At 71.1% G+C, this 25588-nt stretch carries 26 protein-coding genes and 1 tRNA gene; 13 read left to right on the forward strand and 14 right to left on the reverse strand.

From position 1 onward, the window contains the following. Positions 1 to 100 precede the first annotated feature (100 nt). From AB0J40_RS04405 to AB0J40_RS04415, 3 genes are read left to right on the forward strand one after another with little or no spacing between them, the layout of a single operon-like run. Positions 101 to 1255, forward strand: a complete 1155-nt coding sequence (locus AB0J40_RS04405) for a histidine kinase (protein ID WP_364447461.1) — start codon at positions 101 to 103, stop codon at positions 1253 to 1255. Continuing rightward, complete coding sequence (locus AB0J40_RS04410; protein ID WP_364447464.1) at positions 1252 to 1917, forward strand: response regulator transcription factor; 666 nt, start codon at positions 1252 to 1254, stop codon at positions 1915 to 1917. Before AB0J40_RS04405 ends, AB0J40_RS04410 begins: the two co-directional genes overlap by 4 nt. 9 nt (positions 1918 to 1926) lie before the next feature. After that, entirely contained in the window at positions 1927 to 2124 is a 198-nt protein-coding gene (locus AB0J40_RS04415) for a hypothetical protein (RefSeq protein ID WP_364447467.1), read from the forward strand. On the opposite strand, the gene AB0J40_RS04420 is transcribed toward AB0J40_RS04415, so the two are convergent. Continuing rightward, positions 2114 to 2557, reverse strand: a complete 444-nt coding sequence (locus AB0J40_RS04420) for a nitroreductase family deazaflavin-dependent oxidoreductase (protein ID WP_364447470.1) — start codon at positions 2555 to 2557, stop codon at positions 2114 to 2116. The two genes, AB0J40_RS04415 and AB0J40_RS04420, sit on opposite strands and share 11 nt — an antisense overlap. 127 nt (positions 2558 to 2684) lie before the next feature. On the opposite strand from AB0J40_RS04420, the gene AB0J40_RS04425 reads away from it, so the two are divergent. Both AB0J40_RS04425 and AB0J40_RS04430 read left to right on the forward strand, forming a co-directional pair. Continuing rightward, a complete protein-coding gene (locus AB0J40_RS04425) occupies positions 2685 to 3356 on the forward strand; it encodes a TetR/AcrR family transcriptional regulator (protein ID WP_364447473.1) in 672 nt (223 codons plus the stop codon). 37 nt (positions 3357 to 3393) lie between these two features. Further along, on the forward strand, positions 3394 to 4911 hold the full coding sequence (locus tag AB0J40_RS04430; RefSeq protein WP_364447475.1) for a 3-hydroxyacyl-CoA dehydrogenase: 1518 nt from the start codon (positions 3394 to 3396) through the stop codon (positions 4909 to 4911). A gap of 67 nt (positions 4912 to 4978) precedes the next feature. On the opposite strand, the gene AB0J40_RS04435 is transcribed toward AB0J40_RS04430, so the two are convergent. Both AB0J40_RS04435 and AB0J40_RS04440 read right to left on the reverse strand, forming a co-directional pair. Beyond that, positions 4979 to 7807 carry a PQQ-dependent sugar dehydrogenase gene (locus AB0J40_RS04435; RefSeq protein WP_364447478.1) on the reverse strand — a complete coding sequence of 943 codons (2829 nt, stop codon included), beginning with the start codon at positions 7805 to 7807 and terminating at the stop codon, positions 4979 to 4981. A gap of 111 nt (positions 7808 to 7918) precedes the next feature. Continuing rightward, positions 7919 to 8560 carry a L,D-transpeptidase gene (locus tag AB0J40_RS04440; protein WP_364447481.1) on the reverse strand — a complete coding sequence of 214 codons (642 nt, stop codon included), beginning with the start codon at positions 8558 to 8560 and terminating at the stop codon, positions 7919 to 7921. A gap of 208 nt (positions 8561 to 8768) precedes the next feature. On the opposite strand from AB0J40_RS04440, the gene AB0J40_RS04445 reads away from it, so the two are divergent. Further along, complete coding sequence (locus AB0J40_RS04445) at positions 8769 to 9278, forward strand: hypothetical protein (protein ID WP_364447483.1); 510 nt, start codon at positions 8769 to 8771, stop codon at positions 9276 to 9278. Here AB0J40_RS04445 and AB0J40_RS04450 read toward each other — a convergent pair. Both AB0J40_RS04450 and AB0J40_RS04455 read right to left on the reverse strand, forming a co-directional pair. Continuing rightward, complete coding sequence (locus AB0J40_RS04450; RefSeq protein WP_364447485.1) at positions 9268 to 10158, reverse strand: serine/threonine-protein kinase; 891 nt, start codon at positions 10156 to 10158, stop codon at positions 9268 to 9270. The two genes, AB0J40_RS04445 and AB0J40_RS04450, sit on opposite strands and share 11 nt — an antisense overlap. Before the next feature lie 8 nt (positions 10159 to 10166). Further along, on the reverse strand, positions 10167 to 11852 hold the full coding sequence (locus AB0J40_RS04455) for an N-6 DNA methylase (protein WP_364447488.1): 1686 nt from the start codon (positions 11850 to 11852) through the stop codon (positions 10167 to 10169). 78 nt (positions 11853 to 11930) lie between these two features. Here AB0J40_RS04455 and AB0J40_RS04460 point away from each other — a divergent pair, with 78 nt between their 5' ends. The 6 genes from AB0J40_RS04460 to AB0J40_RS04485 all read left to right on the forward strand — a co-directional run bounded on the left by AB0J40_RS04460 (position 11931) and on the right by AB0J40_RS04485 (position 16973). After that, entirely contained in the window at positions 11931 to 12674 is a 744-nt protein-coding gene (locus tag AB0J40_RS04460; protein ID WP_364447491.1) for a protein phosphatase 2C domain-containing protein, read from the forward strand. Between the two features lie 44 nt (positions 12675 to 12718). After that, a tRNA-Ser gene (locus AB0J40_RS04465) sits at positions 12719 to 12803 on the forward strand. A 496-nt stretch (positions 12804 to 13299) separates the two neighbouring features. Next, complete coding sequence (locus AB0J40_RS04470) at positions 13300 to 13560, forward strand: hypothetical protein (RefSeq protein ID WP_086677306.1); 261 nt, start codon at positions 13300 to 13302, stop codon at positions 13558 to 13560. A 3-nt stretch (positions 13561 to 13563) separates the two neighbouring features. Next, positions 13564 to 13809, forward strand: a complete 246-nt coding sequence (locus tag AB0J40_RS04475) for a hypothetical protein (RefSeq protein WP_086677304.1) — start codon at positions 13564 to 13566, stop codon at positions 13807 to 13809. Between the two features lie 33 nt (positions 13810 to 13842). Beyond that, positions 13843 to 16572 carry an FtsK/SpoIIIE domain-containing protein gene (locus AB0J40_RS04480; protein ID WP_364447496.1) on the forward strand — a complete coding sequence of 910 codons (2730 nt, stop codon included), beginning with the start codon at positions 13843 to 13845 and terminating at the stop codon, positions 16570 to 16572. Further along, the gene (locus tag AB0J40_RS04485; RefSeq protein WP_364447499.1) at positions 16569 to 16973 is read left to right on the forward strand and encodes a hypothetical protein; all 405 of its coding nucleotides are present in this window, start codon (positions 16569 to 16571) and stop codon (positions 16971 to 16973) included. Before AB0J40_RS04480 ends, AB0J40_RS04485 begins: the two co-directional genes overlap by 4 nt. On the opposite strand, the gene AB0J40_RS04490 is transcribed toward AB0J40_RS04485, so the two are convergent. The 6 genes from AB0J40_RS04490 to AB0J40_RS04515 all read right to left on the reverse strand — a co-directional run bounded on the left by AB0J40_RS04490 (position 16970) and on the right by AB0J40_RS04515 (position 22552). After that, on the reverse strand, positions 16970 to 17278 hold the full coding sequence (locus tag AB0J40_RS04490) for a YbaB/EbfC family nucleoid-associated protein (RefSeq protein WP_364447502.1): 309 nt from the start codon (positions 17276 to 17278) through the stop codon (positions 16970 to 16972). The two genes, AB0J40_RS04485 and AB0J40_RS04490, sit on opposite strands and share 4 nt — an antisense overlap. Next, positions 17275 to 17790 carry a hypothetical protein gene (locus AB0J40_RS04495; RefSeq protein ID WP_364447504.1) on the reverse strand — a complete coding sequence of 172 codons (516 nt, stop codon included), beginning with the start codon at positions 17788 to 17790 and terminating at the stop codon, positions 17275 to 17277. Before AB0J40_RS04495 ends, AB0J40_RS04490 begins: the two co-directional genes overlap by 4 nt. Beyond that, positions 17787 to 18356: a hypothetical protein gene (locus AB0J40_RS04500; RefSeq protein WP_364447506.1), complete on the reverse strand. Its 570-nt coding sequence runs from the start codon at positions 18354 to 18356 to the stop codon at positions 17787 to 17789. Before AB0J40_RS04500 ends, AB0J40_RS04495 begins: the two co-directional genes overlap by 4 nt. Then, the gene (locus AB0J40_RS04505; protein ID WP_364447510.1) at positions 18356 to 19567 is read right to left on the reverse strand and encodes a putative T7SS-secreted protein; all 1212 of its coding nucleotides are present in this window, start codon (positions 19565 to 19567) and stop codon (positions 18356 to 18358) included. The genes AB0J40_RS04500 and AB0J40_RS04505 overlap by 1 nt, the downstream gene beginning before the upstream one ends. After that, entirely contained in the window at positions 19564 to 19944 is a 381-nt protein-coding gene (locus AB0J40_RS04510; protein WP_364447512.1) for a type VII secretion target, read from the reverse strand. Before AB0J40_RS04510 ends, AB0J40_RS04505 begins: the two co-directional genes overlap by 4 nt. Before the next feature lie 130 nt (positions 19945 to 20074). After that, positions 20075 to 22552 carry an endonuclease/exonuclease/phosphatase family protein gene (locus tag AB0J40_RS04515; protein ID WP_364447514.1) on the reverse strand — a complete coding sequence of 826 codons (2478 nt, stop codon included), beginning with the start codon at positions 22550 to 22552 and terminating at the stop codon, positions 20075 to 20077. 126 nt (positions 22553 to 22678) lie between these two features. Here AB0J40_RS04515 and AB0J40_RS04520 point away from each other — a divergent pair, with 126 nt between their 5' ends. Next, the gene (locus AB0J40_RS04520; protein ID WP_364447518.1) at positions 22679 to 23617 is read left to right on the forward strand and encodes a CapA family protein; all 939 of its coding nucleotides are present in this window, start codon (positions 22679 to 22681) and stop codon (positions 23615 to 23617) included. A 293-nt stretch (positions 23618 to 23910) separates the two neighbouring features. Here AB0J40_RS04520 and AB0J40_RS04525 read toward each other — a convergent pair whose 3' ends face one another. From AB0J40_RS04525 to AB0J40_RS04535, 3 genes are read right to left on the reverse strand one after another with little or no spacing between them, the layout of a single operon-like run. Then, entirely contained in the window at positions 23911 to 24357 is a 447-nt protein-coding gene (locus AB0J40_RS04525; protein ID WP_364447521.1) for a limonene-1,2-epoxide hydrolase family protein, read from the reverse strand. 16 nt (positions 24358 to 24373) lie between these two features. Then, a complete protein-coding gene (locus AB0J40_RS04530; RefSeq protein WP_364447524.1) occupies positions 24374 to 25291 on the reverse strand; it encodes a TauD/TfdA family dioxygenase in 918 nt (305 codons plus the stop codon). 47 nt (positions 25292 to 25338) lie between these two features. Then, entirely contained in the window at positions 25339 to 25461 is a 123-nt protein-coding gene (locus AB0J40_RS04535) for a hypothetical protein (RefSeq protein ID WP_364447527.1), read from the reverse strand. Between the last annotated feature and the right edge of the window lie 127 nt (positions 25462 to 25588).

Here is a 25588-nt window from a genome sequence, read left to right on the forward strand (position 1 = left end):
CACTCACCTGACCAGGGAACGTCCCGGTGCCGCGGCCCCCTCCCGCCGCATCGGGGCGTTCCCGCCCATCACGCCCGCCCGTTAGGGCACAGTGGCACCTGTGCACGACATCAGCGGCTCCCTGCGACGCCAGTCGCTGCTGGTCGCGCTCGTCTGCGTCGTCTGCGACGCCGCCCTCTTCGGGCTTCGCGCCCCTCTCGCCGAAGCCGGCTGGCGGGCCTGGGCCGTCCTGCTCGGCGGGGTTGCCGTCAACGCCGCCCTCGCCGGCCCGGCCCGCTACTCCGGCTGGGTCGCCCTCGCGCACGCCGTCCTCTTCGCCGGCGCGCCCCTGCTGCTCTGCACCTGCTCCGGCTACGTCGTCGGGAACAACTCCGGCATCCTCATCGCCGGCTACCGGGCCGGGGCGTGGCTGCGGCCCAAACCCGCCGTCCTCGCGCTCTTCGCCCTGCTCGCCGGGGTCGTCGCGGGCTGCGTCGAAGGCGGCGGCCGCACCGCGTCCGACTGGCGGCTGATCGCCATCAGCGTCAGCGTCAGCGGCCTGCTGCCGTGGCTGGTCGGCCGGTACACCACGGCCCGCCGCGCCTACATCGCCGATCTCGAACGCGCCGCCGACGAACGCCGCCAGCACGAGGAAGAAGCCGTCAAGCGGGCCGTCCTCGAAGAGCGCACGACCATCGCGCGCGACCTCCACGACGTCATCTCCCACCACGTCAGCGCCATCGGCGTGCACGCCGGCGCGGCCCGGCTCGGCCTGCCCGACGGCGACGGGCCCGTGCGCAGGTCCCTCGGCGCGGTCGAGTCCGCGAGCCGCTCGGCGATGGCCGACCTGCGCCGCCTCCTCGACCTCCTGCACGCCCAGCCCCACGCCGAGCAGCCCGGCCTCGACAACCTCGACGAGCTGGTCGAGACCGTCCGCGCGGCCGGCCTGCCAACCCGGCTCACGCTGCGCGGCGAACCCCGCGAGCTCCCCGGCTCGCTCGACGTCGCCCTGTACCGGATCGCCCAGGAAGCCCTGACCAACGCGCTGCGCCACGGCGAAGGCCCGGTCGAGGTCGAGCTGAACCACGGCCGCACCGAGGTCGTGCTCACGGTGACGAACGGCCTGCGCCCCGGCCGCGCACCGCAGAAGGAGCACGCCCACCGCGGCCTGGCCGGCATCCGCCAGCGCGTCACCCTGTTCGGCGGCCAGGTCTCCTACGGCGAAACCGGCGAGCACTGGCAGCTGCGCACGACCTTCCCGGTGGAGAGCACATGATCCGCGTCCTGCTGGCCGACGACCACGCGATGTTCCGCTCCGGGATGAGAGCGCTGCTCGACACCCAGCCCGACTTCACCTGCGTCGGCGAGGCCTCCGACGGCCGCGAAGCCGTCGCCGAGACCGCGCGCCTGCGCCCGGACGTCGCCGTCCTCGACGTCCGGATGCCCCGCCTCGACGGTCTCGCCGCCACCGAAGCGATCCTCGCCGCGCCGGGCAACGACACCCGCGTCCTCGTGCTCACGACCTACGACGCCGACGAGTACGTCTACCGCGCGCTGCGCGCCGGGGCGAGCGGGTTCCTGCTGAAGAGCCTGGCGCCGGAGGAGCTGGTCGCGGCGATGCGGGTGGCCGCGCGCGGCGACGCGCTGATCGACCCGTCGGTGACCCGGCGGCTGGTCGCGAAGTTCGCCGCGGTGCTCGAGCCCGCGGCCGCCGAACCCCCCGAGCTGGCCCGGCTGACCTCCCGCGAACGCGAGGTCCTGCTGCTGATCGCCAACGCCTGTAGCAACGCGGAAATCGCGCGGCAGCTGCACGTCGGCGAGGAGACGGTCAAGACGCACGTCTCGCGCGTGCTGAGCAAGCTCGGCCTCCCCGACCGCGTGCACGCCGTCGTCTACGCCTACCGGCACAAGCTCGTGCCGGACGGCCGGCCCGCCTAAGCTGGACGGATGAGGCGGTGGATCACCCTCGCGGTCGGGGTCGTGCTCGTGCTGGTCGGCGCCGTCTGGGTGCTGCAGGGCATCGGCGTCGTCACCGGCAGCTTCATGACCGGCCAGAAGCTGTGGTTCCTGATCGGGCTGGCCGCGTTCCTGGTCGGCGTGGTCCTGATCGCGGCCAACCTGACGCGGCGCAAACCTACTTCGTGAAGATCTCGAAGATCGGGTAGCCGGGCGCGATCTCGCGCAGCTTTTCGTCCGACGCCTTCGCGTCGACGCCGTCGAAGAACACGCCGACCTCGAACTTCCAGCGCTTGAGGTACGCACGCAGGATGCCCGGCTTCTCGTCGTCGGCCAGCTCGCGGAACGTGAACTCCTCGACGCGCTTCCCGACGCGAAGCGTGCCTTCGCCGGCAACGCGCAGGTTGCGCACCCACTGCGTCTCGCCGCGCGGGGCGACGAGGTAGCGGACGCCGTCGACAGTCAGCAGGTTGACCGGCACCGACCGGGGCTCGCCGCTCTTGCGCCCGACGACGGTCAGCACCCGGCTGCCCCAGACGCTCACGCCCATCCTGGTCAGCTTCGCGACGATCTCGTTGAACGCGTTGGTGGCCTTCTTCGGCTCGATGTAGCGGGCGGTCATGGTGTCCTCCGGAAGTCTGGGAGAGCAGTGCTCTCGGTTAAGAGCAGTGAACACCCACGAGAGCACCGCTGTCAAGAGCAGTGCTCTCGGTTTTGTGCGGCGCTCTCGTCATGGCACACTGATCCGCATGACCGCGACCCGCACCGCGCGCGAACGAGCCCGCGCCGAGCTCACCCAGGAGATCAAGGACGAGGCCCGCCGCCAGCTCGCCGAGGTCGGCGCGCACGGGCTCTCGCTGCGCGCGGTGGCGCGGGAGCTGGGCATGGTGTCGTCCGCGCTCTACCGGTACTTCCCGAGCCGCGACCGGCTGCTGACCGACCTGATCGTCGACGCCTACAACGCGATCGGCGAAGCGGCCGAGCAGGCGGACCCGGGTGAAGGCGCCCCCCGCGAGCGGTGGCTGGCGATCTGGCGGGGCACGCGGGACTGGGCCCGCGCGCACCCCCACGAGTACGCGCTGATCTACGGCTCGCCGATCCCCGGGTACGCGGCGCCGCAGGACACCGTCGTGCCGGCCGCCCGGGTCGCGCTCGCCCTGGTCAAGGTGCTCACGCACACCGAGCTGCGGGACGTCGACGGTGAGGTCGCGCCCGAGCTGCGCGCCCAGGCCGAGGCGCTCACGAAGGTCCTCGGGATCGTCGCCGGCCCCGAGACCGTCGCCCGGCTGCTGATGGCGTGGACCCAGCTGTTCGGCGCGATCAGCTTCGACCTGTTCGGCCAGTACGTCGGCAGCGTCGACCCGGCGGACGCGTTCTTCGCCCACTCGGCGAGGCGGATGGCGGAGTTCGTCGGCCTCTAGGCTGGGGCGGAAGTCCAACGGCGGAAGGCGGCACGACGTGACGGGGTGGGCCGGGAAGGTCGGCAGGATCCGGGTGATCGGGACCGGGGTGATGGGCCGCGGGATCGTCCAGCTGGCCGCGACCGCGGGGGTGACCGTCGAGCTGGCCGACGTCCGGCGCGAGGCCGTCGCCGAGGCGATCGAGTTCGTCGGCGGGATGGTCGACAAGCTGGCCGCCAAGGGCAAGCTCGACGATCCGGCCGCGGTGCGCGCGCGGCTCGTCCCGGTGGACGCGCCCGACGCGCCGGCGGCCGGCGTCGACCTCGTCATCGAGGCCGTCCGGGAGGACCTGGCGACCAAGCGCGCCCTGTTCGCCGACCTCGAGCGCGTCTGTCCACAGGAGACGATCTTCGCGACGAACACCAGCTCGCTGTCGGTCACCGAGATCGCCGCCGGCCTGGCCGAGCCCGGACGCGTGGTCGGCCTGCACTTCTTCAACCCGGTGCCGCTGATGCGCCTGGTCGAGGTGGTCCCGGGCGCGCGCACGCACGACTGGCTGCCCCGCGAGGCGCTCGAGCTGGTCCGCAGCTGGGGCCACGAGCCGGTGCTGGCCAAGGACGCGCCGGGGTTCCTGGTCAACCACGCCGGCCGCGGCCTGAACACCGAGGCGCTGCAGATCCTCGCCGAGGCGCTGGCCGAGCCGGCCGACGTCGACCGCGTCGCCCGGGACGTGCTCGGCCTGAAGCTCGGGCCGTTCGAGCTGCTCGACCTGACCGGCCTCGACGTGTCCCACGCCGTGCTGGAGAGCATCTGGAGCGGCTTCCACGGCGATCCGCGCCTGCGGCCGTCGTGGCTGACCCGGCCGCGGGTCGCCGCCGGCCTTTTCGGCCGCAAGAACGGCGAGGGCTTCTACCCCTACACCGACGGGAAGCAGCAGGTCGCCGACGAGCCGGCGGCGCCGCCGAAGCCGTCGAGCCCGGTGTTCACGGCGGACGAGCACCTCGCCCGCGTGCTGTCCGCGGCGGGGGTGCAGGTGGTGCCGGACGCGTACCCGGACGCGGTCCTGCTCGTGCCGCTGTACGGCGAGTCCACAGTGGACGCGGGTACCCGCGCGGGACTGCCGCTGGACCGCGTCGCCGGCGTCGATCCCCTCGGCGGCTACGAACGGCGCCTGACGATGTCCGTCCACCCGGGACTCGACCCGGCGGCGGGCCGCGCGGCGTGGGGCGCGCTGGCGGCGACGGGCCATCCGGTGACGGTGGTCCGCGACGGGCCGGCCCCGATCGCCCAGCGCCTCCTGGCCTCGATCGTCAACACGGCGTGCTTCATCGCGGGCCAGCACCTCGCGACGCCGTCGGACATCGACACGGCGGTGCGCCTGGGCCTCGGCTACCCGCGTGGCCCGCTGGCGTGGGGCGACCTGGTGGGCGGCGACGTCGTGCTGCGCATCCTGCGCGGCCTGGCCGCGACGACCGGCGACCCGCGGTACCGGCCGAGCCCGTGGCTCACCGAGCGGGTCGCGCTCGGGCTGCCGCTGACGTCGGCCGGCACGACCCCCGCCGACCTGGAGTCCTGAACGGACGGCGGGCCGCCTCCGGAATCCCGGAGGCGGCCCGCTTTTGTTCAGCTGTCACGAAAACCCGTCACCAGGGACGGTCGACCGCTCCCGTCTGCGGCGTGTAGGTGATGTAGCCGCCCTGGAAGTCGCTGCGGTACACCCCGCCCGTCACGTACTCGTCGGTCGTCGGGTAGCGCAGGTACGACCGCTCCCAGCCCAGCGCCGCCCAGCGCTTGCGGATCTCGCCCTTGATCACGTGCGCGCCGGTGGCGTTGGTGAAGTAGATCGAGTGGCCGAGGCTGAAGTGGTTGAACCGGCCGATGCCGTCCGGCGTGCCGTCTTCGTCGTTCGTCGGGTAGCCGAGACCCTTCTCGTACCCGTACGCCGCCCACTTCTTCCGGATTTCGCCGTAGATCGCGTGCGCGCCCGTAGCGGGCGTGTAGTAGATCGAACCGACGTTGTTGCCCTTGAGGAAGTGGTTGAAGCGGCCGACGCCGTCGGGCGTCCCGTCTTCGTCGTTCGTCGGGTAGCCCAGCAGCGCGCCGTAGCCGAGCGCCGCCCACTTCTTCCGGATCTCACCGTAGATCGCGTGCGCACCCGTCGCGGCGGTGTAGTAGATCGAGCCCACGTTGCCGCCGTTGACGAAGTCGTTGAACTGCGCACCGTCCGAAGTGGACGCGGTGTCGGTCGTCGGCGGGCCGAGCTTGGTGAGCCCGCCCATGGCGAGGTACTTGTCCAGCACCGGACCGGTGATGAACTTCGCACCGCCCACCGCACTCCAGTACAGGCGGCCGTTCGCGTACGCCCGGTAGTGGACCGCGCCGTCGGTGACCTCGGCCGCCGTCGGCGCCCCGAGCTTCGCCTGCAGGGCCGGGTCGGCCTTGTAGCGCTGGTCGATCGGGGTGTCGTAGTTCGCCGTCAGCGTCAGGTCGCTCGTGCCGACCGTGACGACCCACGTCGTGTCCGTGGGACCGCCCTGCCAGCCGGTGAACTTCGAGACGCCGTCGGTGCCCAGCGGCGCGGCCTCGACGTCGAAGCTCGCACCCTCGGTGACCAGTGCCGTGTTGACGCCGCCCTCGACCGGGATGCTCAGCGCCGCGGGCTGCGTGCTGAGCAGGGTGATCCGGTGCTGGCGCGGCCACGCCGTGTACGTCTTGGACGTGGTGACGCCCGCGCTGTCGGTCACCGCCGCGGTGAACTCCATCCGGGAGTCCGGGTGCTCGGTGAACGGCTGCGCGAAGCTCGCCCCGGTGCCGCCGGCGCCGGGGTGCGAGTGGCAGGTCGCCTCGCTCGGGCAGTGCCGGACCGCGCTGGTCCAGGTGACCGTGAGCGGGCCGTCCTCGGTGTCGGTCGCCGTGGCGCTCAGGCCGACCTGCTCGTTGACCGCGAATGTCGCGGTGTCGCCGGGCGTGGTCAGCGTGAGCTGCGGGGTGTGGTTGCCGGGCGCGACCGCGATGGTGGCCGTGCCGGTGAGCCCCAGCGGGTCCCGGACCGTCAGCTTCGCGGTGAACGACTCGGTGCCGGCCGCGTACTGGTGGCTGACGGTGGGGCCGGCGTCGGCCGCCGTGGTCCCGTCACCGAAGTCCCAGTCGTACTTCAGCAGGTCGTTGTCGTAGTCGACCGACGTGGAGCCGTCGAACGACACCGTGCGGGTGTCCGGGTCGGTCGTCGTCGTGGCCTTGGCGACCGGCGCGGTGTTGCCCGCCGAGTAGCTCAGCCGGCGCAGGTTGCCGCTGAGGATGTCGGCGAAGACGATGTCGCCGTTCGGCGCCGCCGCGAACTTGACCGGGCCGCCGATGCCGGTGAAGACCGGCGGGTTCTCCGGGGCCTGCGTGAGCCTGCCCTGGTCGTCGTAGCGCAGCGTCCAGATCTTGTTGGTCACGTAGTCGCCGAAGAAGTACGAGCCGCGGTAGGCCGCCGGGTAGCTGGATCCGTTGTAGACGATCCCGCCGGTGACGCTGTTGCCCTGCATGGGGCCGGTGCCGTGCTGGTACTCGAAGATCGGCGCCTGGTTCGGCACGCCGGCGCAGCCCGCGAGGGTGCTGTAACCCGAGGTCGCGTGGTTGCCCTCCCAGCACGGCCAGCCCTGGTTGGAGCCGCGCTGCACGACGTCGACCTCTTCCCAGGTGTTCCAGCCGACGTCACCGACGACCGGCAGGCCGGAGTTCGCGTCGATGGTCATCCGGAACGGGTTGCGGAACCCGCGCGCGAAGACCTTGCTGGCCGTCGAAGCCGGGTTGGCGGCGTCGTAGTACGGGTTGCTCGGCACGCCCTTGCCGTCGGCGGTCAGGTGGAAGATCTTGCCGTACGGCTGGTTGATGTCCTGCGAGCGCAGCGCGCCCGGGTCCACCTTCGTGAAGTCGCCGTTGTCCCCGATGGACAGCCACAGCGTCCCGTCGGCGGCGGGGACGACGCCGTTGATGCCGTGGACTTCGAAGATGCCCGGCACCTCGAACAGCGTCTGCTCACCGGTCAGCGACGCCGGCGCACCGGCCGCGTCCAGGCCGACGGTGAACTTCGAAAGCCGCATGACGAAGCCGGTGCCGACGTTCAGCGAGCGCGTCGTGTAGATCGTGTGCGACGTCGCGTAGTCCGGCGCGACGGCCAGCCCGACCAGGCCGATGTCACTGATCTCGCGGGTCGGCAGCGTCGCGATGGTCCGCGGTGCCCCGCTGGTCGGTACCCACTGGACGCGGCCGTTCTTCGCCGTGGCGAGAACGGACTGGTCGGGCAGGTACGCGAAGTCGGTGAGCTGGTACTGCCCCGTGCCGGTGCTGGTGTCCTGCAGGACGAAGCCCGGCGGGAGCGTGGTCGCCGCTGCCGCCACCCCCGTGGTCACGACGGGCAGCAGCGCCCCTGTCAGCACTGCGGCCACGAAGGCGTGACGTAGTGCTCTGAGCTTTCCCAAGGCCATTTGGCCCCCCTTCCCAAGCGATCACTTATCGCCTGAACAGGGGGGCCAGTTGCACTCGGCCGAGTGATTTTATCTGTTTGTGACCTACTGTCCGTGTTGGCGTGTAGGTGATTACGGGACAACCTGCACGACGTCGCCGATGTGCAAAGTGTTGAAGAACTTCAGGGACGCGCTCGCCGACAGGTGGATGCAGCCGTGCGAGTACACCGACAGGCTGCCGGTGTGGAAGGCGTCGCCCGGGTAGAAGAACACCGAGTTCGGCATCGGCGCGTTGTCGAACTCCTTCGACAGGTGCACCTTCTCCTTCGACAGCACGTGGAACGTGCCGGTCGGGGTCGCGTAGCCCTTGCGGCCCGGCAGCATCGGCACCGGCCCGTAGACGACCTTGCCGCCCTGCAGGATCCACGCCTTGTGCGCGGAGATGTCGACGCAGGCGGCGGTGCCGGAAGCGGCCGCCGCGGCGGCGCACGGGACGCCGGGGTCGCTCGCCGGAGCGGCCGGCTTGGGCTTCGGCTTCGGCTTGGTGGTGGTCGGCGCCGGCTTCGTGGTGGACGGCGTCGGCGTCGGGGTGGCGCTGGTCGTCGTCGTGGTGGGCGCCGCGGTGGTGCTCGACGTGGTCGGCGTCCCGCCCCCGGTACCGGCCGCGGCGACGGCCCCGCCGCCCGCGTTCGGCGCCGCCGCCCCGCCCCCGGAGCAGGCGGCCAGCACGAACGCGGTGGCCAGTGCGGCCGCTCCCGCCAGAAGCCTCTTCACGATCCGTAACCCCCAGTGTCGATCCTCGCTTGTGGACACCCGTAAAGACGGGGGTCACCCGGTCGAGGTTCGTCCGGGAAGGTCACGATTCGGTCAGTCTCAACCCGTGGGTTGAGGCCGGGATCAACCCCGGCCCGATCCCCGCGCCGACGAAACCGGGCCGCCGTTCGCCGACGCTGGAGGCACCTCGGAACCAAGGAGCCCCGAAATGCCCAGCGCCGCGACCGTCCTGCTCTACGTGGCCATCGCCGCCTACGTCTTCTACCGCGTCGTCTACAAGCAGGTCCGCGGCACGCTGCTCGACCGCCGGACGTTGACGGTCATGCCGCTGGTCCTGGTCGCCGTCGGCGGCTACCTCGCCGCGAAAGCGCTGCCCGGCGCGCCGGCCGCCGAACTGGGCCTGCTGGCCGTGGACCTCGTCGTCCTCGCCGGGCTCGGGGTCCTGCGCAGCACCACCACGACCCTCACCGAGCGCGACGGCACGACGTTCCAGAAGGGCTCGGCCATCACGATCGGGTTGTGGGCGCTCACCATCGGTGTGCGGGTCGGGCTCGCCGCGCTCGGCACGGCGCTCGGGGTCGCCGGCCCGCTGACCTCGGCGTCGATCGCGCTCACCCTCGGCGTCAGCATCGCGGTGCAGAACGCCACGACGTACCGCCGCGTCCAGCGGCGCGGCCTGCCGCTCGCCGACCGGCGGCCGGCGGCGCTCAGCCGCTGACGCGCCCCAGCATCCGCGCGTACATCCGGCCCGGGCTGGGCACCGACGGCGGCACGAGGAACCCGGGCAACGGCGGCAGCGCGCCGACGAAGGCACCCAGCCGCTCGTACAAAACGGCCGCGCCGGGCGGCCGGGCGTCGGGGTCCTTCGCCAGCATCTCGGCGAGCAACGCGTTGAGCGGCTTCGGCACTCCCGGCACCGGCGGCGGCAGCTCCTTGACCTGCCGCTCGAACACGGCGTACGCGGTGGGGCCGTCGAAGAGCCGCCGCCCGGTGAGCATCTCGTGCAGCACGCAGCCCAGCGCGTAGAGGTCGCTGCGTGGTTCGGCGCCGCCGCGCTGGATCTGCTCGGGCGCCATGTACGACGGCGTCCCCAGCAGCTGCCCGGCCCGCGTGAACTGCGCCGCGTCGGCCTCGCGCAGCACCGCGAGCCCGAAGTCCATCACCTTGACCCCGCCGTCCGGACCCAGCATCAGGTTGGACGGCTTGAGGTCCCGGTGGCACACCGCGAGCGCGTGGGCGGCGGTCAGCACCGCGCACGCCTGCGCCGCGATCGCCGCGGCCCACGGGACCGGCAGCGGCCCGTGCTCGGCGAGCAGGTCGGCCACCGTCACGCCGTCGACGAACTGCATGACCTGGAACAACCGGTCGTCGTGGGTGCCGTAGTCGTACAGCGTCGGCACGCCGGGGTGGTCGAGCGTCGCGAGGATTCGCGCTTCGCGGGCGAAGCGGGCTTCGAGCTCTTCGTCGCGGCCCGGCAGCCTGAGCAGCTTGATCGCCACGCGCCGGCCGAGCCTGCGGTCGTGCCCGCCGTGCACCGCGCCCATCCCGCCGCGGCCGAGCGGCAGCTCGTCGAGCTCGTAGCGGTCGGCGATCAGCATCCGTTCCCCTAACGGCCCGGCCTGAGCCGTCCTTCGACAAGTCCCGCGAAGCCTAGCCGGACCAGCTCGCGGCCCGTTTCCGCCGTCTGCCGCAGGACGGTGTCGAACTCGGCCAGGCGCCGGAAGACCGCGCCGTACTCGCGCTGGACGTCGATCGCCACCCGCGGGATCCGCACGCGCCTGCCGTCGATCCGCGTCGACGCCGACGCGGCGGGCAGGTCGGCCGCGCGCAGGCAGCCGGCGAGGAAGTCCGCGTCCAGCCGCTCCGGGTCGACGCGGTACACGGTGAGCCCGGCCCCGACCGGCGCCGGCTCTCCACTGTGGACGTACGCGATACCGGTCACCGACGCCACGACGTCACCGTCTTCGGCGATCGGGTGCTCGCCGTCGGTGCGTGCGGCGTGCTTGACCTCGACGACCCCGGCCTTGACCAGCTCCCCGACCGTCGTGAACGCCGGTTCGCCGTCGGCCGCTTCGAGCGGCGGCAGCTGCGGCGTCAGCTCGGCGAACCGGCCTTGCACTGCTTGGAAAGCGCGGCCGAGGTCCTCGTCCCGGCCGCGGCGCCGGGCGGGCGTGAGGTCGACGTCGTCGTCGAGCAGGTCGATGATCCGGACGCCGGATTCGGGGTGCTCGCGGAACTCCCGGCACATCTTGTCCACTGTGGACAGCTCGGCGCCCGCCTCGGCGAGGAGCACGGTGGACGGCGGGCGCTCGCCGGGGATCGGCCGTCGCAGCAGCCAGAGATCGGAAGTCGCCAGTGTGACGACCGCGCGGACCGCGCCCGCGCGCAACAGGTTGCCGCGGATGCGCTTGCCGCTGCGCCGCCCGGCCGCCGCGCCCGGCATCAGGATCGCCACCGTGCCCCCGGGTTCGACGTGCGCGAGGCAGTGCTGCACCCAGGCCAGCTCGGGCTCGCCGCGCGGCGGCAGGCCGTACTCCCAGCGCGCGTCGCCGACGAGTTCGTCGTGCCCCCAGGCCCGTTCGTTGAACGGCGGATCGCACAGCACGGCTTCGGCGGTCCGGCCGGCGAACGCGTCTTCGCGCAACGCGTCGACCGCGTGGACCTCGGCCTCGATGCCGCGCAACCGCAGCCGCAGCGTCGCGATCGACGCCGTCATCGGGTCGCTGTCCTGACCCAGCACGGTTTTCGCGCCGCTCGCCAGCGCGAGCGCGCCGAAGCCGCAGGCGGGGTCGAGGATCGTCGACACCGGACCGGCGAGCCGGGCCATCAGCTCGGCGACCGGCTCCGGCGTGGCCGACAGCCGGCGCGAATGCGCCTCGAAGTACCGGTGGCACAACAACTCGAAGGATTCGAGCGGGCCCGCCCGGTGCGTCATCTCGCTGAGCAGGGTGATCAGCTCGGGGTCGTCGAGCCTGCTGTCGAAGGTGTCGAAGATGCCGGCCTGGAAGGCGAAGAAGACGCCGGCGCGGCTCACGCGCTCGGCGAGGTCGAGGTCGTCGCCCAGCGCGCGCAGGCGCTGCCACGCGCGTTCGCCCGGGGACAGCTCGAACTTCTTGCCGCGGGCGCGGAACCAGCCGGCGACGGCGGACAGGCCGAACAACGGGCTGGACGCCGTGCCGCCGACCGGCGGCGGGAAGTCCGGGTAGCGACGGCGCCAGTTGCTCACCGCGGCCCGGCCGACCCCGGCGAGCCGCGCGATGTCGGCCGCGCTGACCGTGGCGTCGTCGTCCATGGCGGGCACTCTATCGGAGAGTGCTCCATTCAGCCGAGTTGCTTGTGAACTCAGTCAACCAATGCTTTCATGGGTGGCATGACACACGATCGGTACGTCCTCCGGTACGCCGCGGGGTCGGACGTCGGCAGGCGCCGCAAGGTCAACGAGGACTCGCTGTACGCGAGTTCCCGCCTGCTCGCCGTCGCCGACGGCATCGGCGGCCAGCCGCACGGCGAAGTCGCCAGCGCGACCGCGGTCGACGTGCTGCGCGAGCTCGACGTCGATCTCCGGAGAATGGACCTCACGGGCGTCGACCTGGTGGCGACGCTGGCCGGCGTGGTCAAGTCGATCGGCGAGCGGCTGGCGGAGGTCGCGTCGAACGAGCCGACGACCGAAGGCATGGGCACGACGCTGACGGCACTGATGTTCGACGGCGCCGAGTTCGCGGCGGCCCACATCGGCGACTCCCGCGGCTACCTGCTGCGCGGCGGCGACCTGCGCCGGCTGACCCGCGACCACACGCTGGTGCAGGCACTGGTCGAGGACGGCCGGGTCGCGGCCGAGGACGCGGCGACCCACCCGCGGCGTTCGCTGCTGATGAAAGCGTTGCAGACGACGGGCTCCAGCGACCCCGACATCTGGACGTTCAAGGCGAAGCCGGGCGACCGCTACCTGCTGTGCTCGGACGGCCTGAGCGGCCCGGTCACCGAAGCGACCCTGCGCGACGTACTGGACTCGAAGCGCGAGCCGGCGGAGGTGATCCCGGAGCTGATCCGCCTGGCCAACGAAGGCGGCGGCCCGGACAACATCACCTGCGTGGTGGCCGACGTCACGAGCTGACCCACCTTCACGGAAGAGCGGAGCCATCCGGTATCGTCTCCTGCGGAGGATTGGCCGAGCGGCCTAAGGCGCACGCTTGGAAAGCGTGTTGGGTTCACGCCCTCGCAGGTTCGAATCCTGTATCCTCCGCCGTTGAACAGGCGAACGCCGGGCTCCATGCCCGGCGTTTCGCCGTTCCGGGGCCACCTCGGGCGAACCGCCTAGTGCCGTGCCGCCGGTCGGAGCAAGCCGTCCGCCGGAAAGTGAAATGTCTTCGACAGACTGACGGACAAATTCTTGCGCCCACAGGGAGTTAACCAGCGGGGCTGATCGCAGCCCGCTACTCCGGTCGCGCTAGTCTCACCCCGAACCAAGCCCGACGCTTCCAGAAAGGCCAGCAGTGGCACGAAAACCGCTCTGACCTGGGGTAGCGCTGGCCAACGACGTTTCGCGCGCGGTTCTGGTGCCGGGCCACCCCCAGCACACACCGTGACCGGCCTGGCCCCGGACGTTCCCACGTCCGGGGCCTTGCTGATTTCGCGGTCGCGATCACTCCGCACAATCAGATGATCACGCTCAGTCGTTGGATCTGTTTCAATAGAAGTCCCCCTCTCAACCACCCCGATTCCGAGGAGTATGAGGCCCGATGGCCGGAGTCGAAGAGATCCGCGCTGGCATCGCACTCGCCAACGAAAAGGCGTCCGCGAGCATCGCCGCCCTGCAACAGGCAGCGCAGTCTCTCGAAGAAGCGCAGCAGTCGCTGTCGCAGGCGACCCAAGGCAGCAGCCAGCACGAAGTGAGCCAGGCCCACGGCCTGCTCGCGGAAGCCCTGCAGGGCATCAACGGTCTGCAGAGCACCGTCCAAGCGAGCATTTCGTCCGCCGACTCCTACTCGGCGCGTCTCTAGCGGATGACGCTCGCCGAACTCCACCAGCTGCTCACCGCTGTCGTCACCGGGCTCGCCGACGCGCGCGCCCACTCCGAACGGGCCACCAGCCTGCTCGGAGAAGCACGACAGGCTCTCGTGGACGCCCAGGCCAAGGCCGATCCCTGGCTTCCTTCGCAGTACGCACAGGCCGGCGAGGGGCTGGACCAGCTCCTCGGCCGCCTGGCCTCCGCGGAAGATCTGGTGAGCGGATACCGGTCGCGTTTGTAATCCTTGCAGGGGACACCGTTTTTGGGGACGCCGATGGCCAACAGGGCAGCCGAACAACGCAACCGCGTCGAAACCGCGCTTGACCGGGTACGCCACCAGATCGGGCTGGTGCTGGGCGCGGCGGCCGGTGCGCGCCAAGCCGCGGAGGCCGAGCTCGCGAAGCTCGAGCTGGAGCGGGACATCGTCAAGGTCGGCATGAACCACGCCACCACCGAGCAGCAGAACGAGTGGGCCAAACACCCCGCCGCGCACGAAGTGTTCGGTGCGCTCGGTAGTGCGCGAAGCGCTTTCTACACCGACTGGAGCCAAGGTCCGTCGATGCTGCGCGAGCTGGTCGCGCAGAACGCACCGGGCCCGGCCGGGCTGCCGCCGGGCGACTGGCTCGGGCGCGTCGGCCACAACGCCGGCCTCACCTCGCCCGGTCTGTGGCGCGTAGGCTCCGCGACGGCCGCGGGCAGTGACGCGACCCGCACCTTCGACGTCGCCGTCCCGCTGCTCGACGAGTCGCACCTGGCGATCACGTCGGCGCCGAAGACGCGGCCGGTGATCGACGGCATCGTGCAGAACCTGCTGCTCCGCGTGCTTTCGACGTTCGAACCCGGCGCGGTGCGCGTGCACCTGTGGGACATCGGGCAGCTGACCGCGATCCTGCCCGACCTCTACCCGCTGAGCCGCACGAGCGCGCTTTCGCTGTACGACCCGGGCCGGCTCGAGGACCTCCTCGACGAGCTGGCCGGGCACATCCGCCGCATCCACGCCAGCTGCATGTCCGCCGGCTTCACGTCGTTGCGGGAAATGCGGCAGCGGACCGGACAGCGGAGCGAGCCGTTCCGCGTCGTCGTGCTGTACGGCAACGGCGAAACCCTCGAACCCGAACGCGCCCGCGACCTCAAGCGCGTCGCGAGCGGCGCGCTGGCCGCCGGCATCTGCCTGATCATGGTCGACGTGCCGACGGCGGTGAGCGCGCCCGTCGAGACGCTGAGCCTGGTCGACGACCGGCACGCGATCAGCAGCATGACCGGGACCGACCTGACCGTCGCCCTCGACCCGCCGCTGCCTTCGGGGCAGGTGATCCGCGCCGTCGCCAAGATCGCCGAAGCGCTGATCGCCAAGCAGGGCGGGCCACGGTCGTTCGACGACCTGCTGCCGGCCGAACTCGGCCACGAAAGCTCCGCGCGAGAACTCCGGGCGCCGGTCGGGTTCTACGAGGGCGAGCCGGTCGAAGTCGTCATCGGCGACGCCAGCCCGCACGCCCTGATCGGCGGACCGTCCGGTTCGGGCAAGACGAACTTCCTGTACGCGCTGCTCGGCAGTCTCGCGGCGCGGTACACCCCGGACGAGCTGGCGCTGTACCTGCTGGACTTCAAGGAAGGCGTCTCGTTCGCCGGGCTGGCGCCCGGGCGCAAGGACGCGAGCTGGCTGCCGCACGCGCGGCTCGTCGGCGTCAACGTCAACACCGACCGCGAGTTCGGCCTGGCGCTGCTGCGGTTCCTGGCCGACGAGCTGCGGCGCCGGTCCGCGGCCGCGAAGGAGCACGAGGTCACGAACCTCGCGGACCTGCGCGAAGCCGACCCGGGCGGGCACTGGCCGCGGATCGTCGCGGTGATCGACGAGTTCCAGTACCTGTTCGCGGGCCGCGACCAGGTGACGGCGGCGGCGACCCAGCTGCTGGAGGACATCGCGCGACGCGGGCGGTCCCAGGGCATCCACCTGGTGCTGGCAAGCCAGGACGTCGCCGGCATCGAGGCGTTCTGGGGCAAGCCGGCGGTGTTCGAGCAGTGCACGCTGCGCATCGCGATGCCGAAGGCGCGGCGCGTGCTGGCCGAGACGAACAACGCGGCGGTGTCGGCGCCGAAGTGGCACGCGGTGATCAACCACGACTCCGGTGTCGCGCACGGCAACCAGCTGGCCCACATCCCGGACGCGAGCAGCAAGAACGTGTTCGTCCGGCTGCAGCACCGGCTGTGGGAGTCGTACGCGGGCTACTTCCCGCGGCCGCGCCTGTTCGACGGCGCGCATTCGCCGGTGCTGGAACAGTTCCCGGCCTACCTCGACCTCAAGCCGAACTCGAAGCCGCGGGCGCTGCTCGGCCAGTCGATCGACGTGACCGAGACGGCGTGCGGGGTGGACCTGCCGCGGGCGCCGGGCCGCAACGTCGCGGTGCTCGGGTCGGCGACGGCCGAGGCACTGTCCATCATGGACTCGGCGGCGCGGTCGCTGTCCCGGCAGTACGAACCGGGCGAAGTCGAGTTCATCCTGAGCTGCCCGATCGAGGCGTGCGCCCCGGCCGCGCTGGAGCTGACCGAGCGCCTGCGCACGGACGGCCACGCGGCGACGCTGGTGGACGACCTGACCGGCGTGCTGGAGTCGATGACCGGCGGCATGGCGGGCGGCGCGAAGATCCTGCTGCTGTACGGGGTCGACGCGGCGTTGCCGACGTTGGAGGCGAAGGCCGTCGGCCAGCTGAAGAGCGGCCTCGACCACCTGCGGGTGGTGCTGAAGCAGGGTCCGGGCCACGGCGTCCACACGATCGGCTGGTGGCGCAGCATCGCGAGGCTGAAGGACACGCTGGGGTTCGCCGGCACCGACGACATCGGCACGTGGGCCGCGCTCGACGTCCAGGGCAACGAGCTGGCGCCGTTCGCGGCGGGCCAGGTGGTGCACTGGTCCCCGCGCCCGGGCCGCGCGTTGTTCTTCGACCGCACGACCCACGGCGCCCCCGAAGTGATCATCCCGTTCCAGCGCCCGGAGAACGTTCAGTGACCGACGACGGCGCCACCGCGGCCATGCGGTACAAGGAAATCATCGCCCTCTCCCGCGGCTCGGCGGAGAACCTGCGCGATTGGGAACTCCAGCGCGCGGAGGCGTTGCAGGCGGAGATCGAGGAAGCCCAGTCCGCGATCGAGGCGGCGACCGAACGCGAAACGAAGGCGGCGGAGCGAGCGACGCGCTGGTGGCGGATGGCGCTGCACAACATCCAGGGCCTGCTGTGGCTGGACCCGGGCGACGAACCCCGCCCGGTGACGACGGCGCGTCCGGCGTACCTGGACCGGTACCTCGAGGAAGTCAAGCCCAGTTACCAGGAGCTGGTGCAGGCGGTGCTGGCGCTGGGCTGGCGCGCCAAGCGAGCGGCCCCGAAGCGGGGGGACCAGCCGCCGGTCTAGACGTCGTAGACGGTGTCGTAGGGCTCGTCGTCGTCAGCCGCGACCGGCCTGCGCGGCGCGGCCGCCCGTCCGGTGGCCGCCTCCTGGATGGCAGCCGTGATGATCCGGCTGAGCGTGCCGGCGTCCAGTCGCATGGCCTCGGGCGCGAGACGCACCTCGCTGACCCGGCCGCCGGGCCCAGCGAGCACGGTAACCATCCGCGTGCTGTGCTCACACGCCGCGATGAGGCGCTGGTTCTCGGCCCTGCGGTCTTCGATCTGCTTGAGCTGCCAACGCATTTCCTCGATCAGCTGCGCGTTGTTCACCGTGCCTCCTGATGCCGCATGAATTCGTAGTTCCGGCCGTTCCGCTGAACGGTGTATCCCCTGCTGTGCGCCAGCACCATCAGCTCGACGAGGCTCAACGAGGTGTAGAAGACAGCCATCCGATGCCTCGGGCGCCCATCGAGGTGCGCCGCGACCTCCCGCAGCAGCGGGTTGCCGGTGAAAGCCGTTTGGGGTGCGCCCCGCGCGAACTCGTACCGCGAAGCCGCGGGATCGGGCGCCATGGCGTAACCGTGCGCCTGGGCCGTGCTGAGCACATCGGGAACGGTCAGCAGGCAGTCACGGTAGGGCACGTACACGAGGGGCCGGCCATCGAGCTGCTGGACGAGCCGGCGAATACGTTCTCGCCGGGTCTTTTCCCGCTTGTTGTGCACGAAGATGAACACCACCGCGGCCACCAGGAAGATCGCGGCGAGGGTTCCGGCTGTCCCGAGCATCTCCGCTTGGCTGCCCTTGAACCGCGAACCGGCGACGATCACTTCGACGCCGCTCACGACACGTCCTGGCTGCGCAGGCTCCAGGCGACCTTCGCCGTGGCCTCGGCGACGGCCGGCCAGGCGTCTTCGGACTCCGCGACCACCGAGAGGATCACCACGGACCGGCCGTCCGGCAACGGGATCTGGTACTCCGCCTTGATCTGCGTGCGCACGTCGTCCTCGGGCAGGTGGAACTCACCCCCGCTGATCGCGACGAGGGCGGGGCCGATCGGGAGACGCACCGGCTGGACCACCGCGAGCTTGTGCCGGCCGCGGTATTGCTCGGCCATCGCCGCCACGAGGGCGTCCCGGTTCCCGGGCGCGGGATCCGGCCACCGCGCCACCCCGAGCGTCAAGGTGGCGACGTCGCCCTTGCGGCGACCGACCGCGAACTTGCCGAACACCCGGATCCCGTTGGCCTGCATGGTCGGGACCAGTGACATCAGGTAGCTGCCGAACTCCTCGACCGAGGTGCCGGAAGCCACGTTCTCGGCGATGGTCCAGGCGTGCCCGCGGTTCATCTTGTCGTCGGCGCCCACCGGCATCCCGGCGAACCCGGGTGGCAAGTCGATCTGGAGAGGCATCAGTTCCACACCTCGCCTTCCGCCCGCGCACGCCGGCGCTCCGGCGCGTTGTCCGCTTGGACGCCGGCCTCGGTCGCATTGCCCAGCGCAACCGCGACCCATGGGGCCGGCCCGGCGAAGATCGCCGAACTGGCTGCAGCCCACTGACCGGCGTCTTTGGGAAGCCAGTAGTCGGTGAAGTCACTCCACGGACCTTCGAAGCTCTTGCCCGTCGCTCCGGCGGCAGCCTCGCCGGCGAGTTGCTCCGCCGGTAACCCGTAGGTGGACAGCTTGAGCGCCCACGTCGGTACGCCCGGCACCATGCCGGCCAGCGATGTGGCCGCCCCCATCGCATCGAAAGCCAGCGTCTCGGGGGCGACGTCGGCTCCGGCGGCCTTGGCCAGGGCGTGTCCGCTCAGTGCCGCCAGACCCATCCCAGTGGCGATGGCGCCCGTCACCTCGTCCGCCGGGGGCGGTAGAACATCGCTCAAGATGCCCAGGCCGTTGCCGATGTCGCCGACCACATCCGAGAGCTTCGAGATCAGCTCCGCGTGGTCCTGGACGAAGTCCCAAGCCTGGTCCGCCCCATCGGCGAGCGCGTTCGACAAGTCGACAAGTGCCCCGCCCACCGCGTCGCTCAGCTTGTCGAGGACGTCCGGCTCCTCCGGGGCCAGATCCTTCGCCTTCCGCAGGGCCTCCGCGACCCGGCTCGCGGCGTCCGTGTGCTCCTGTTGCAGCTGATGCGCCGCGTCCTGGACGTTCTGACAGCCGTCCATGGCGGATTGGAGATGTTGGCTCGCGTTGTCGAGCAGGCGCTGGGCGATCTGCAGCGACTGCTGGTCCGGAAACGTCCGGTTGGCCAATGCCAGGTCCGGGTTCGCCCGCGCCGCCTCGGCTGCCTTGGCCGCCGCCTCTGCCCGGGCCTCCAGGTCATTTGCGCGTTTCTGCAGGTCACCGAGGTCCTGGGACCACTGCTCGAGCGCGTCCGCGGCTTCGCCCATCGAACGTGCGGCGCCTTCGAGGTACTGCGGGAGCGGGCCGATGCGCCGGGTGAACGCCTCGCTCGCCTCGCCCTGCCAGCTGCCCTGCTTGCGGACGATCTGGCGCAGCGCGTCGTCGGCCTCGGTCAGGTCGGTGCTCACCGCGCGGTACTTGCCGGCCAGATCCGTGACGCCGTCGAGGTCGCCGGGCGCCGGGTCGAAGCCCAGGGCCGGGAAGTCGCGGCGGCTCATCGGTCGAGGCCGTTCAGGATGTCGGTGATGCCGCCGGTCGCGCCGCCGCCGACCATGCCGCCGTCGCCGGCACCCGGCACCGCCGAGCCGAACTTCGACCACCCCTCGCCGAACTCCGCCTCGATCCGCTCGTACTTCGCCTTCGCCTGCCTCAGCCGCTCGGTGATCTCCGAAGCCGCGTCGCCGAGGCGCCCGATGCCGTAGCCCCAGGCCTCCTCGAACTCGACGCCCGCCTTGCCCAGGTCCACCGTCCCCAGCGAGCCGAACGCCCCGCCGCCGCCCAGCTTCTCGTTGGCGTCGGCCATCCGGCCCGCCGCCGTGTCGAGGTCGCCGATGAGCTTGCCCAGCTCGTCGGCCTTCACCGCGTACCCGTCCACGCCACCCTCCCCTGTGGTCCGTCAACAGGTCTGACGGCCCTCCACGCTGCGTGGTTCCATCGTCACCCATTGGCGTGGGCACGGAAAGGCCACCATCGGGGCAACCCGATGGTGGCCTTTCGCCAGTGGCTTACGGGAAGTACTTGCCCAGCACCTGCTCCAGGTAGTCGAGCAGGTCGTTGAGCCCGTCCTCGATCGCGTTGCCCGCGCCCGGCCGGAACCGGATCACCTGCGGGTCGTGGTCGCTGGCCTGGTCGGCGAACTCCGCGTTGATGTGGACGACGTCGTAGTCCACCCCGCGCGGCGCCTTCGACGCCAGGATGTGGTCCAGCACCTGCGACTGGCCCTCGAACACGTAGCTGTACCGCTCGGCTTCCGGCACCGACGCGATCAGGTCCTTCAGCGCACCACCCGCGGTGAGCGTCTGGACCGCCGGCGAGAACGGGTAGTCGTTCAGGTCACCGGCCACCACGATGTTCGCGTTGCGATCCGACGCCAGCAGGGAATCGACGAACCCGCGCAGCACCGTCGCCTGCTTCGCCCGCTGCACCTCGGAACTGCGCACCGGCGGCTGGAAGCGGCCGTGCGTCGGCTGGTCGCCGCCCTTGGAGTTGAAGTGGTTGGCGATCACGAACACCGTGCGGCCCTTGAAGACGAACTCGCCCGCCAGCGGCTTGCGGCTCGTCGTCCAGGCTTCGTTCGTCGGGTCGACGCGGCCCGGCGAAGCCGTCAGGTGCGTCTTGCCGTGCTCGCGGACGACGCCGACGGCGGTCGTCGACGTCCCACCCGGACGGTCCACAAAGGACACGCGGGCCGGGTTGAACAGGAACGCCACGCGGATGTTCCCGCCCGGCTGGCCACCGTCCTGATCGTTGACCGGGTCGATCGAGCGCCACTGGTAGCGCGGGCCGCCCTTGGCGACGATGGCGTCGGTGAACTTCTGCAGCGTCTGGTCCGCCGCGACGGTGCCGTCGTCGGTCGCGCCCGTGTTGTCCTGGATCTCTTCCAGGTTAACGATGTCCGGCGTCGCCAGGTGCGTCACGATCGCCTCGCCGAGCCGGTCGTACTTCGCCTGCGGGTCGCCCGGCGCCAGGTTCTCGACGTTGTAGGTCGCGACGGCCAGCTCGCCCGAGCGCTGCTTGCGCGTGGTCTCGGCCTGCAGCCCGTTGTCCTTTTCGGTGCCGAGCACGCTGGCGAACAGCGTGTAGCCGCCGAAGTTGCTGTACTCCACCGGGCCCGACGTGGTGCCGGTCAGCACGTCGCCGACGTTGAGCTTCGGGAACGGCCGCTGGTCGAACGGGATCAGCGACGACACCTTCATGACGCCGCTGTTGAGCTGGTCGTAGCCCAGGTAGACGCTGCCGCCGCGGACCGACTCGTGCTGGTCCGGCTTGGACGTCACGTACAGCTCGTTGAACGAGTTCGACGGGCCGACGACCCGGGCGTCGGTGACCGAGACGATCTCGCTCTCGTGGGATTCCCAGAAGTCCAGCGCGTACTTCGCTGGCTCCAGCGTGAGCGGCTCGATGTTCCCACCGGGCGACGGCGCGTACGTCGTCGGCACGGTGTCCGGGTTCAGCACGGTCGGCGCCGGCAGCGCGTTCCCGTGCGAATCGACCGTCCACTGTGCACTGCTCAGCTCGGTGAGCGACTGGTAGTTCGACGTCGCCGGCGCGTCCGGGTAGAACTCGCGGACGGTGCCCGCCGCCGTCACCGCGTCGCCGACCGCGACGGCCGGGCTGGTCGATCCCGTGTAGACGAACAGGCCCTCGCTGGTGCGCGGGTCGTTGTCCGGATTCGGGTCCGTGAGCCAGAAGCCGCGCGACGAGCCGAAGGTCCGGGTCGCCGTCACGACGCCGGTGACGTCGCTGACCTTCTTGTCCTTGAACGGCGAAATGCGCGTGGCGCCCTGGATTTCGTGGATCTTGGCCGGGGTGCCGGGATCGCCCGGGGTACCGCCGCCGGTCGTCTCGCCCTTGGTGTTCGTCGGGGTCGGGTCGCCGACTGCGAAGTCGGTGGCGTTGTCGTCGGTGTCGGCCAGCGACGCGGCGCGCGCGACGGACGTCGTGTTGGACGGCGCGGCCGTCGGGGCGCCTTCGCGCACGGTCGCCGCGCCGAAGCCGACGAGGTCCTTGATCCGCGGGTCGGCGGCGCAGTCCGCGGCGGTCTTGCAGGTCAGCGCCGTGGTGCCGGAGACGAGGGCGATCGTGCCCGCGGTCGCGGACATCGCGATCGCGCCGGTCGCGTCCGGGGTGGGCAGCGCGACCGTGCCGCCACTGCCCTTGCCCTCGGCGACGAGGTAGCGCCCGCCGGGCGCGACGCTGCCGGCCAGCTGCGTCACCTGCCACGTGCTGGACGCGCTCGGCGAGCCGGGCAGGTACTGGACGCTGAACCCGTCGACGCTCGCGGCCGCAGTACCGTGGTTGGCGAGCTCGACGAAGTCGTTGGTCAACGTGGCGCCGGAGTTGCCGCCACCGCCGTAGACCTCGGCGATGACCGCGTCGGCGCTCGGCGCGGCGAGCGCGGCCGGTGCGGCCACCCCGCCGAGTACGAGACCGGACGCGACGGCCGCGGTGAGCGCGGCCTTGCCTCTGTGGGTCTTGGTCACCCTGAGTCCCCTTTGTGCTTGAACAGTCGTGGCATAGTCCCCCGAGCAAGTGAGGTGGAGGAAGACAAAGATGCAACGATTCGTAACAACTACTTTCGTCGTCACTCGTTCGGCAGAGCAGGTTCCGTGATCACGCTGGTACTCGGCGGAGACGTCAACGTTCAGGGGCGCGCGACGCCCTCGGCGGCGTTCGAGCGGCTGGAACCGCTGCTCAAGGGCGCCGACGTCCGGTTCGCGAACCTCGAAGGTCCGCTGGACGCGGCGATGGCCGAAGCGCTGACGTCGGCCGGCATCGACGTCGTTTCGTGCGCCAACGACCTCACCGCGCCATCGAGCCTCCCGGTCCTCGACCACGTCGGGATCGCCTACTGCGGCGCCGGCACGAGCCTCGACGCCGCGCACGCGCCCGCCGTGCTCGAACGGGCCGGCGAGAAGGTCGCGTTCCTCGCGTACACGTCACTTCGCCCCTACGGGGCACCACTGGACTTCCCGGGCGTCGCGCAAGCGTTTGCCACCACGGCCTACCAGCCCGATCCGCGCGTCGCGGAGATCCCGGGCCGGCCGCCACTGGTGCGCACGTTCCCGGTGCCCGAACACCTCGGCCGGCTCGTCGCCGACATCGAACAGGCCAAAGCCGCCCACGACCACGTCGTCGTCTCGATGCACTGGGGGCTGCCGGGGCCGGAGCTGGCCGAATACCAGGTGACCTACGGACGCGCCGCGATCGACGCCGGCGCCGACCTGGTCGCCGGGCACGGGCCCCACACCGTCCAGGCCGTCGAGGTCTACCGTGGCCGGCCGATCCTCTACAGCCTCGGCAACCTCGTCTTCGACTGGCCGGCGATGCGCGGGCGGCACGTCGACGGGCTGCTGGCCGGCTGCATGTTCGGCGACGAACCCCGCCTCGAGCTGATCCCGGTGCGGCGCGACGCCGACAACGAGTGCGTACCGCTCGCCGGGGACGAAGCGGGCAAAGTACTGCAGTACGTCGCCGATCTTTCCGCTCGGCGCTCGACGACTGTCTCCATCCGGGACGGAATAGCTTCGGTAAGCGTTGGCACATAACTGATCGCGCGCGAGCTGTTACAGGACGCGGTGCGCCTGTCACCCATCCGGCGCATCTGCCTTAAATGCTCCCTAAGACCGGGAACAACCCGCGTGAAGCGGCGGTACGGTCTGCGGGAGCCGCCGGAAAAGTGGCACAGACCACTCCCCGAAAGCTCTCGACCAGCACGAACACGTGGGGGAGGGAGAACCATCATGTGGGGGCTGATTGTTCTCAGTTGCGTGTTCGTGCTGGTCCTGGGGATAGCCGCGGTCGTGGACCTCCGGGACCACGACCGCGGCGAACACCGGGTCTAGCGCACGGCCTGCTTCGCCTTGTAGCGGCCGAGAAGCGACCGCGCGCCGGCGAGCGCGACCCGCCCGGCACCCTTCGCGCTCGCGGCCAGCACCGTCGTCCAGTCGAAGTAGTCGCGCCACAGCACGATCCGGCCCGCTTCGACCTCGAACGTGCCGCACACCCAGAACTCCGCTTCCCACGCGCCGCGGCGCAGGACGTCGGTGCGTTCGGTGAGCACGACGTTGCCGTCCACGGCGATGTGGTGGGTCCGCGCCTCGAAACCCGAGCCGTACTTGGCCATGAGGCGCAGCTGCTTTTCGACCGCGGCGACGCCGCGAGCGGGCGGCAACGGCACGTTCTGGTACACGATGTCGCTCGCCGCGAACGTCAGCGCGCGGTCCACGTCGAGGTCTTCGAGGGCCTTGAGGAACCCGGTCACCACTGCCTGGGGTTCATCGGTCATCACCCCAGGTTAAAGGTCAGTACGGCCGGTCGCCCGCGATGGCGACGCGCTCCGCGATCCGGACGTGCGGGTGGTAGTCGTTGACCGCGTAGTGCTGGGTCGCGCGGTTGTCCCAGAAGGCCACCGAGTTCGGCCGCCAGCTGAAGCGGACCTGGAACTCCGGCGTGTGGGCCTGCACGAACAGGTACCGCAGCAGCCGGTCGCTTTCGTCGCGGTCCATGCCGACGATGTGCGTCGTGAAGGCCTGGTTGACGAACAGGGTGCGCCTGCCGGTCTCCGGGTGCGTCCGGACGACCGGGTGCTCGACCGGCGGGAACTCGTCCTGCCACCGGGCGAGCAGCGCCGGATCGGCGAACCGGTCGAAGCCGGGGAGGTAGTCGTGGACGGCGGTGAGCCCGTCGATGCGGGCGCGGACGTCCTCGGGCAGGTTGTCGTAGGCGGCGGCCATGTCGGCCCACATCGTGTCGCCGCCGACGGGTGGCACCTCGATCAGCCGCAGCACCGAGCCGAGCGCCGGGTTCGGCCGCCAGGTCACGTCGACGTGCCAGATGTTCTCGTAACCGGGCATGGCGGCGGTGCGCTCGAAGCGCGTGACGGCGTCGTCGTCGCCCTTCGGGATGAACGGGTTGGTCTCCAGCTCGCCCCAGTTCGCGGCGAACGCGCGCTGCTGCGCCGACGTGATGTCCTGGTCGCGGAAGAAGAGCACCTTCCACTCGAGCAGGGCGTGGTTGAGCTCTTCGCGCAGCTCGGGGGTGAGCGGCTCGCGCAGGTCGACGCCGTCGACCTCGGCGCCGATCACCCGGCTGAGCGGGCGGATCCGGAAGAGCTCGTAGGTTTCCCGCGGCTCGTGCAGGACGCGCGGGCCTTCGACGATGCCGTCGGCGGGCGTGCGGGCCTCGCGCAGCTGAACCCGGGCAGGGACGTCTACGGACATGGGTGTGCTCCAGGGGGTTCGGAAGGGATTCGGACGCCGGGCTCGCGTCAGGCAGGGGGCGAGCCCAGGCGGCCGCGGCGCAGCAGGAGCTCCACGGTGCCTTCCCCGACCGACCGCTTGGAGGCGCGGCCGTGCCACCGGACCGGCGTGCTTTCCGAGGTGGCGGGCATGCGTCAATGGTCGCTTTCTTCCCGAGTCGCGGTCAAGACGTCCACTTGGTGGAACGCTGTTCAACGCCGCAGGTCACCGCGATGCGGGGCGGCTCGGAGGCATGAGGCAAGATCTTCCACGATCGGG

The sequence above is a fragment of the Amycolatopsis sp. NPDC049691 genome (genome assembly GCF_040675005.1).
In the GTDB taxonomy this organism is placed as follows: domain Bacteria; phylum Actinomycetota; class Actinomycetes; order Mycobacteriales; family Pseudonocardiaceae; genus Amycolatopsis.